The following is a 7816-nucleotide window of genomic DNA, read 5'->3' on the forward strand; positions in this document are numbered from 1 at the left end:
ATCAGGTTTTGTGGTCCGGACCACACATGTCTCGGTTCGGACGGATTTCGGTGTGAAGTCTTTTCACGTTCGCCTCCATCCGTGAGCCTTCACCCCATGCGCATCATCCCTGCACTCGCGCTGTTGTCGCTGCTGCTCGTCCCCGTCGACGCGCAGGCGGCACCCAACGGCTCGTACTACCTGCAAAGCGCCGTGACCGGCCAGAACGCGGCCGTCTCCGGCTCGTCCGTGGTCCAGCACCGCCCCAAGGGCAACGAGGACCGCCAGCAGTTCACCTGGAACGGCAGCACGCTCTCCGAGAGCGGCCAGTGTCTCGGCCGCTCCGGCGACGCTGCCCAGATGGTCAGCTGCTCGAGCGCGGACGCCCAGTGGACCGCTGTTCTGGACGACCAGGACAGATACCGGCTGAAAGACCCGGGCTCCGAGCGCTACCTGATCGCGTCCGGCACCGACCAGGTCCGCGTCGGCACCGGCAACGACACGTGGTTCCTGACCCCGGTCGACCCGGTCCGCGTCCAGCCCCAGAACGACCCGCGCCTGGACGAGATGACCTCCCTGACCGCCCACAACGCCTACGCGAACGGCGTCGACGGCGGCTTCACGTTCGGCAACATCGCCCCGAACCAGTCGCGCGGCATCGTGCAGCAGCTGGGCGACGGTGTCCGCGGCTTCATGCTCGACATCCACCAGACGCCCGACGGCGCGATCCTCTGCCACAACAGCTGCAACCTGGTCAGCCGCCCGGTCGCGCTCGGCGTCGACCTCCAGCGGATGGTCGACTTCCTCAACTCGCACCCGACCGAGATCGTCACCGTGTTCCTCGAGGACTACGTCGACGCCAACACGCTGCGTTCCTCTTTCGCATCGGTCAACGGCCTCTACAACGTCCTCTACCGCGCCGAGGGCGTCCGCGAGAACGGCTGGCCGACGTTGTCCCAGATGAGGGCGTCAGGCAAGCGTTTGCTCATCTTCACCGACCACGGCAAGGACGGCCGCGAGGACTCGGGCGTGCTCTACCAGAAGGACTGGACCGTCGAGAACTACTGGTCGATGGGCGCCGGCGCCGGCACGTCCGACTGGTCCTGCTACTCCCGCTGGAGTGAGAAACCACTGACCGCCACGGAAGCGAAGTTCCGCCCGCTGTTCGTGATGAACCACTTCCGCGACGTCCCGATGGAGGGCACGGTCGCCACCGACAACTCCAAGGCCGTCGACCGCGCCCGGCGCTTCTGCGAACCCGCGGCCCGCAAGTCCCCGAACTACCTGGCCGTCGACTTCTACCACCGCAACACGCCGACCCTCCCGGCCGAACGCCACCCGTCCGGCTCGGGTTCGGTCGAACTGGCCGCCGCCGGCTCGCTGTGCCTGGACAACAACGCCGGCGGCACCGCGAACGGCAACCCGGTGCAGATCTGGACGTGCAACAACTCCTACGCCCAGAAGTGGCGCGTCATCGCCGACGGCACCATCGCGATCTCCGGCAAGTGCCTCGACGTCAACGGCAGCGGCACCATCAACGGCACGATCGTCCAGCTGTGGGAGTGCAACGGCACCGGCGCGCAGCAGTGGCGCGTGCGATCCGACGGTTCCGTGCAGAACCCGCGGTCGGGTCTGTGCCTGGACGACCCCGCTGCTTCGACGACTCCGGGCACGCGCCTGAACATCTGGTCCTGCAACGGTTCCGCAGCCCAGGCCTGGCGCTTCCGCTAGCTCTTGCGGCCGATGCCCACGTAGACGTCCTCCGGGCCACCTTCTCCGGCCGGGCCGAGTTCCGGGTGCCACGACGGCGCCGGCACGACGCCCGGCTGGAGGATCTCCATGCCCGCGAACATGGGCTCGAACTCGGCGCGCGAGCGGAAGTACATCGGGTCGCGGCTGTGCTTCATGGCCTCGACGACCGCGCCCATCTCGTCGGGCTTGAAGTCGGCGGTCAGGTGCGACAACGCGATGAGGCTGCCCGCGGGCATGGCGTCGCGGTAGCGGGCCACGACCTCGGCCGGGCCCTTCGCGTCCGAGACGAAGTGCAGCACGGCGACCATGAGCAGGCCGACGGGCTGGGAGAAGTCGATCAGGGCCTTCACCGCCGGGTCGGCGAGGACGTCGTCCGGCCTGCACATGTCGGCCTGGACGACGCCCGCGTTGTCGTTGCCCTCCAGGATGAGCTGGCTGTGGGAGACCGCGACCTCGTCGTAGTCCACGTAGACCACGCGCGCGTCGGGGTTTTCGGCCTGCACGATCTCGTGGACGTTGCCGACCGTCGGGATGCCGGAGCCGAGGTCGAGGAACTGGGTGATGCCCTGCTCCATCATCAGCAGGACGGCGCGGCGCATGAACGAGCGGTTGGACGAGGCGATGGCGCGGCCGTCGCGCAGGACCTGCAGGACCTTCTCGCCGACCATGCGGTCCGAGGCGAAGTTGTGGCCACCTCCCAACAGGAAGTCGTAGACGCGCGCGGCGCTCGGCACGTCCGTGTTGATTCCTGCGGGCACCCACGAAAAAGGCTCGGCCATGGCGCAGAACCTACCTGTTTGCGCGCACGCGTGTATCGGCCCGGATCGGGTGAAAACGTCAGCCAGAGCGCGCGAAACGGGCCGAGATCTGCTCCACCAGCACGGATGCGCCGGCCGCGCGGGCTTCCGCGTCGAGCCACCTCAGCTGGTCGTCGGCACGAGCCGAACGCAGGTTCCCGGACGCGGCGGCAGCTTCCGCGGCAAAGGAAAGCGCGGTTCCGGGGTCGCCGAGCGCGAGATGGTTGCGGGCCAACGCCGTCAGCGCGAGCACGTGGGCACGGACGTGCGAAGAGTCATATGTGCCAACCTTTGTGGTGAGTGAAGCGATCGCGGCGGAAGGATCGGGCAACGAGCGCCGGTCCGCCCACGAGTTGTGCGCCGCCACGAACCCGAGCTGGAACGCCTTCAGCGCGTCGTCAGGTGCGTTGTGGTGCAGGAACATCCGGCCCGCGCGGGTCAGCACCGAGGCGATCAGCGACTCGTTCTCGGCCTGCCGCGCCAACGTCAGCGCGCGCGAGAAGTGCGGTAGCGCGACGCCGGGCATGCCGCTGTCGAACGCGGTCCAGCCGGCCAGTTCGCAGACCTCCGCGACGGCCGTCCAGATCGCCGCGTCACCGACCACGATGAACGGTTCGACCCGAGCGAGATGTTCCACCACCGAGGCATGGCACACGATTCCGCCGTACCGCTGGTCCAACGCCCGCAAGGCCGCAGTCCGGGCCCGCACGTCCTCGACCTCGAGCGATCCGGCCGGAACTGAGGAAGGCACCCAGTCGAAGGCCGGCGCACCAACCGTGATCCGGGCCGCGTGCTCCAGGAACTCCTGCCGCACAGCCACATCCGTCCGCACCAACGACGAGTCGAACCCGTCGGCCACCGCGACCTCGTACCAGTGCTGGGCTTCCGCGGCCTCTCCCAGCGCGAACAACAACGAGGCAAGACGCACCGAAGCATCACCAAGACCCTGGTCGGCGACCACGCGGAAGCACTGAGCCGCCGAACGCAGATCACCGGCCCGTTCGAGATCCTCACCCCGGCGGTAGAACCCCTCGACCGCCTCGTCCACCTCGAACTCGCGCAACAGCCGCTCACTCATCGGAACCTCCGAGAATCCGCCGCAGCTCGGCGCGGCCACGGGTGAGGTGCGTGCGCACGGTCGACTCGCTGACGAGCAGCACCGACGCGATCTCGCTGACCGGGTAGCCGAGCAGGTGGTGCAACGCCACGGCCTCGCGGTGGCGCGGCGACAGCGCGCGCAACGCCGCGTGCACCGCCTCCACCTCGTGCACCTGCTCGACCACGTCCACAGCCACGACCAGCGGGGTTTCCACTGACTGCCGCTGCTGCCACCGTCGCATCAGCCTGACGGCGACCTTCAGCACCCACGCCTCGGGTTTGTCGTACGCGTGGATGTCGTGCCAACGGCGTCGCGCGATCACCAAGGCCTCCTGCGCGATGTCGTCCACGACGCGTGTGTCGCCGGAAAGCGCCGTCAGCGTCCTCGTCACCACCGGCAGGCAGGTGCGGAAGAACTCCGCGAAGCCCTGGTCCGGCTCCGGTGTGCTCAACGGCCTTCCCTTCAGCGTCCACCCGACACGTTCACCGCCCGCAGGCGACCTTCACCGGTGACAGGTGCTGAAGCCAGGAAAGGCTGAGTCCAACACGCGTGTTCACCCGTTCAGCCTCATAGGCCGTGTCGTCAAGCTGTGACCTCTGCACACACGAACGACCCGGAAGAGCGAACCTCCCATGTGGACAGTTGCACGCTGCAACGGACCTGTCTAAACCCGATTCCTCGTAAGAGGAACAGGATTCACTGGTAAGAGAAAAGGCGTTCTACGGACAGTCATATGAAACCGGATTCAAGCGGCCAACCTCGCGAGGCAACTTCACCAAGAAGTGTGACAAGCGACTGCGCGTAAGTGGCAGACGCCGGGCGGACCTGCGGAAACGGTGGCATTTTCCAGATTCCCGAAGTGTGTGCCCCGTCCCTGCTGTCTAGGAGCGATTTCGTGAAACGACCGCTCGCCGCCGCGCTCGCCGCGCTGGTGGCTGCTTCGTCCGCCGTGTTCATACCGACAGTGGCGCATGCCGGTCCCGGCGACGGCTCGCTGACCGTCAAGGTCATCCGCGACGTCAACGGCAACGGCAACTTCGACGCCGCTGTCGAGGTGCCGGTCCAGGGCGCCTCGGTGGTCGTCACCGACGCCGCCGGCAAGACCGCCACCGGCACGACCGACGCGGCCGGCAGCGTTGCGGTCGGACTCGGCGCGGTGAGCGGCGGCAAGTACCGCGTGCAGGTGAACCCGCCTGCGGGCAGCGTGCTGCAGCCCGCTCCCGCGGGCGGCACGCTCGAGAGCAACACGATGTTCGTCGACGTCTCCGGCGGCGCGAACAAGACCGTCACCACCGGTCTGTGGAACCCGGCGGACTACTGCCAGTCGAGCCCCGCCCTGGTGACGGCGTGCGAGCGCGCGACCCGCGACCGCGACGGCAAGAGCATGGTGAACAACTCCGCCCGCTCGCTGGTGAAGCTGCCCTACGACTCGCGCGGGACGGACACCGCGCCGACGCAGCTCGCGAACCAGGGCAACACCGGCACGGTGTTCGGCATCGCCTACCGCAAGCAGGACAAGCGGCTGTTCTCCGCCGCGTACGCGAAGCGGCTCGCCGACTACGGCCCCGGCAAGCAGGGCGGCATCTACGTCACGCCGGCCGCCGGTGGCCCGACGGCGCTGTTCACCACCGTGCCGAACGCGGGTGGCACCGCGCACAACCACCAGGCGAACTTCGACGGAGCCTTCTTCAAGGTGCCCGGCACGGAAAGCCTCGGTGACATCGACATCTCCGAGGACGGCAGCGAGCTCTACGTCGTCAACATGTTCGACAAGAAGCTCTACGTCTACGACGCCACGCAGGCGACCGCGGCCGCGGCGAAGGCGTCGTACGCGATCCCGTCGCCGTGCCCGACCGCGGGCGACTGGCGGCCCGGTGGGCTGGGCGTGCGTGACGGCGTCGTGTACGTCGGTGGTGTCTGTTCCGGCGCGTCGACGAAGAAGATCGCCGATGTGAAGGCCGTCGTCCTGACGTTCGCCGGCGGCGCGTTCGGTGCGCCGGTGCTGACCAAGACCCTCGACTTCCAGCGAGGCAGGGCGTTCAACAACCGACCGGCGAGCAACGTCTGGTACCCCTGGACCGACAACTGGAACGACACCGCCGCCAACGACCTGCGGCACAACTCCTACCCCATGCCGTTGCTGACGGACATCGGCGTGGAGAACAACGGCGACCTGGCGCTCGCCTTCCGCGACCGCTTCGGCGACATGGGCGGCTTCTGGATCCCCGCTCCCGACGGCACCGGTGGCGAGTGGGAGACCGTGTCCGGCGGTGACCTCAACCGCGCCTGCAAGACCGCTGCGGGCTACGCGTGGGAGGGCACCGGCGGGTGCAAGAACAACCACGTGAACCCCAACGGCGGCAAGGAGCAGGCGGCCGACGTCGTCGAGTACTACCCCGGTGAGTACTTCGTGTTCGACAGCGGCTACGCGCCTCACCTCGAGACCTCGCAGGGCGCTGTCGCCCTGGTGCCGGGCGAGCAGCGGATGCCCGCGGTCGTGATGGACCCGACGGGTGTCCGCACGGGTGGTGTCGGCTGGTTCGACCGCAGCACCGGGTTGATGGCCAACCAGCAGTACTCCAACGCGTACAAGATCATCGACGAGTTCACCGAGGGCTGGGGCAAGGCGAACGGCCTGGCCGACCTCGAGGCGCTGTGCGATCTCGCACCGGTGCAGCTGGGCAACCGCGTCTGGTTCGACACCGACGGCGACGGCACGCAGGACGCCGACGAGCCCGCCCTCGCGGGTGTGACGGTCACCGCGACGCCTTGTGCGGGTGGCGCGGCACTTCCGGTGAAGACCACCAATGCCAAGGGCGAGTACTACTTCGGCGCTGCGGACGGCCTGAAGCCGGAGACCTGCTACAACCTCGCGTTCAACTTCAGCGGCGTGAACGTGACGGGGTTGCCGGGCAACCCGGCCAAGGCGGACCTGAAGTGGACCGCCAAGGAAGCCGGTGCCGACCGGGTCATCGACTCCAATGTGGACGCCGCGGGCAAGACCCAGGTGACCACGGGCAAGTCCGGCACCGCCGACCACACGATCGACGCGGGCGTCAACGCCAAGGTGGCCAACAAGCTCGGTGACCTCGTCTGGGTCGACACCAACCGCAACGGCGTGCAGGACGCGAACGAACCCGGTGTCCCGGGCGTCACGGTCGTGCTGAAGAAGGGCGACGGCACTCCGGTCGGCACGCCGAAGCAGACCGACGCACAGGGCAAGTACCTCTTCGACAACCTCGAGGACGGCGTCTACAAGGTCTGCTTCGACCTGTCGACGTTGCCCGCCCAGTACGCCGGATATGGCTACACGGGCAAGGATCAGGGTGGCGACGACGCCAAGGACTCGGACGCGGATCCGGCCGACGGCTGCACCGCGACGACGACGCTGGGTGCGGCGAAGCGCGAGGACCTGACCCTCGACGCAGGCATCGTCCCGCCCAACAACAAGGTCGGTGACTTCGTCTGGAAGGACACCAACCGCAACGGCGTGCAGGACGGCGACGAGCCTGGTGTGCCTGGCGTGACCGTGACGCTGAAGGACGGCACGGGCGCGACGGTGGGCCAGCCGAAGCAGACCGACGCACAGGGCAAGTACCTGTTCGACAACCTGGCCGACGGCACGTACCAGGTGTGCTTCGACATCTCGACCGCTCCGGCCGAGTACGCGGGCTACCTGCTCACGCGCCCGAACGCCGGTGGTGACGATGCCAAGGACTCCGACGCCGACCTGACGTCGAAGTGTTCGCAGACCACCACTGTCGGCCCTCAGAAGCGCGAGGACCTCACGCTCGACGCGGGCATCAGGCCGCCGAACAAGCTCGGCGACTACGTGTGGATCGACGCGAACAAGAACGGTCTGCAGGACGACGGCGAGCAGCCGGTGCCGAACGTGCCGGTGAAGCTGTCCGACGGCAAGACGACCACGACGGGTCCGGACGGCAAGTACGTCTTCGACAAGCTGCCGGACGGCAAGTACACCGTCTGCTTCGACATCGCGAACATGCCGGCGCCGGTGGCCGACTACCAGGTCACCAAGCCCAACGGCGGCGATGACGCCAAGGACTCGGATGCCGACCCCGCAACGGGTTGTGCGCCCGAGGTCGAGCTGAACGTCGACAAGCCGGAAGACCTGACCATCGACATGGGTCTGATCTCCCCGGTGAACCGTCTCGGCGACTACGTGTGG

General features: G+C 67.8%; 5 protein-coding genes. 2 read left to right on the forward strand and 3 right to left on the reverse strand.

Annotated elements, in window-relative coordinates; translation table 11 throughout:
• Nucleotides 1-96 precede the first annotated feature (96 nt).
• A complete protein-coding gene (locus UK23_RS25500) occupies nucleotides 97-1710 on the forward strand; it encodes a PI-PLC domain-containing protein (RefSeq protein ID WP_063778114.1) in 1614 nt (537 codons plus the stop codon).
• Here UK23_RS25500 and UK23_RS25505 read toward each other — a convergent pair.
• Genes UK23_RS25505 through UK23_RS25515 form a run of 3 tightly spaced genes read right to left on the reverse strand, consistent with a single transcriptional unit; the run spans nucleotide 1707 to nucleotide 4078 of the window.
• Nucleotides 1707-2510, reverse strand: a complete 804-nt coding sequence (locus tag UK23_RS25505; RefSeq protein ID WP_045314158.1) for an SAM-dependent methyltransferase — start codon at nucleotides 2508-2510, stop codon at nucleotides 1707-1709. The two genes, UK23_RS25500 and UK23_RS25505, sit on opposite strands and share 4 nt — an antisense overlap.
• A 58-nt stretch (nucleotides 2511-2568) precedes the next feature.
• A complete protein-coding gene (locus UK23_RS48920; protein WP_052685033.1) occupies nucleotides 2569-3606 on the reverse strand; it encodes a hypothetical protein in 1038 nt (345 codons plus the stop codon).
• The gene (locus UK23_RS25515) at nucleotides 3599-4078 is read right to left on the reverse strand and encodes an RNA polymerase sigma factor (RefSeq protein WP_052685034.1); all 480 of its coding nucleotides are present in this window, start codon (nucleotides 4076-4078) and stop codon (nucleotides 3599-3601) included. Before UK23_RS25515 ends, UK23_RS48920 begins: the two co-directional genes overlap by 8 nt.
• A gap of 444 nt (nucleotides 4079-4522) precedes the next feature.
• On the opposite strand from UK23_RS25515, the gene UK23_RS25520 reads away from it, so the two are divergent.
• Nucleotides 4523-7816 (forward strand): SdrD B-like domain-containing protein (locus UK23_RS25520; RefSeq protein WP_052685035.1); only part of this gene is annotated, 3294 nt, incomplete at its 3' end.

It is taken from the genome of Lentzea aerocolonigenes (assembly GCF_000955955.1).
Taxonomy (GTDB): Bacteria; Actinomycetota; Actinomycetes; order Mycobacteriales; family Pseudonocardiaceae; genus Lentzea; species Lentzea aerocolonigenes_A.

Excerpts from the sequence above, each read along its gene's own strand:
- UK23_RS25500 (WP_063778114.1), top strand. The coding sequence starts at position 97 with ATGCGCATCATCCCTGCACTCGCGCTGTTGTCGCTGCTGCTCGTCCCC.
- UK23_RS25505 (WP_045314158.1), bottom strand. The coding sequence starts at position 2,510 with ATGGCCGAGCCTTTTTCGTGGGTGCCCGCAGGAATCAACACGGACGTG.
- UK23_RS48920 (WP_052685033.1), bottom strand. The coding sequence starts at position 3,606 with ATGAGTGAGCGGCTGTTGCGCGAGTTCGAGGTGGACGAGGCGGTCGAG.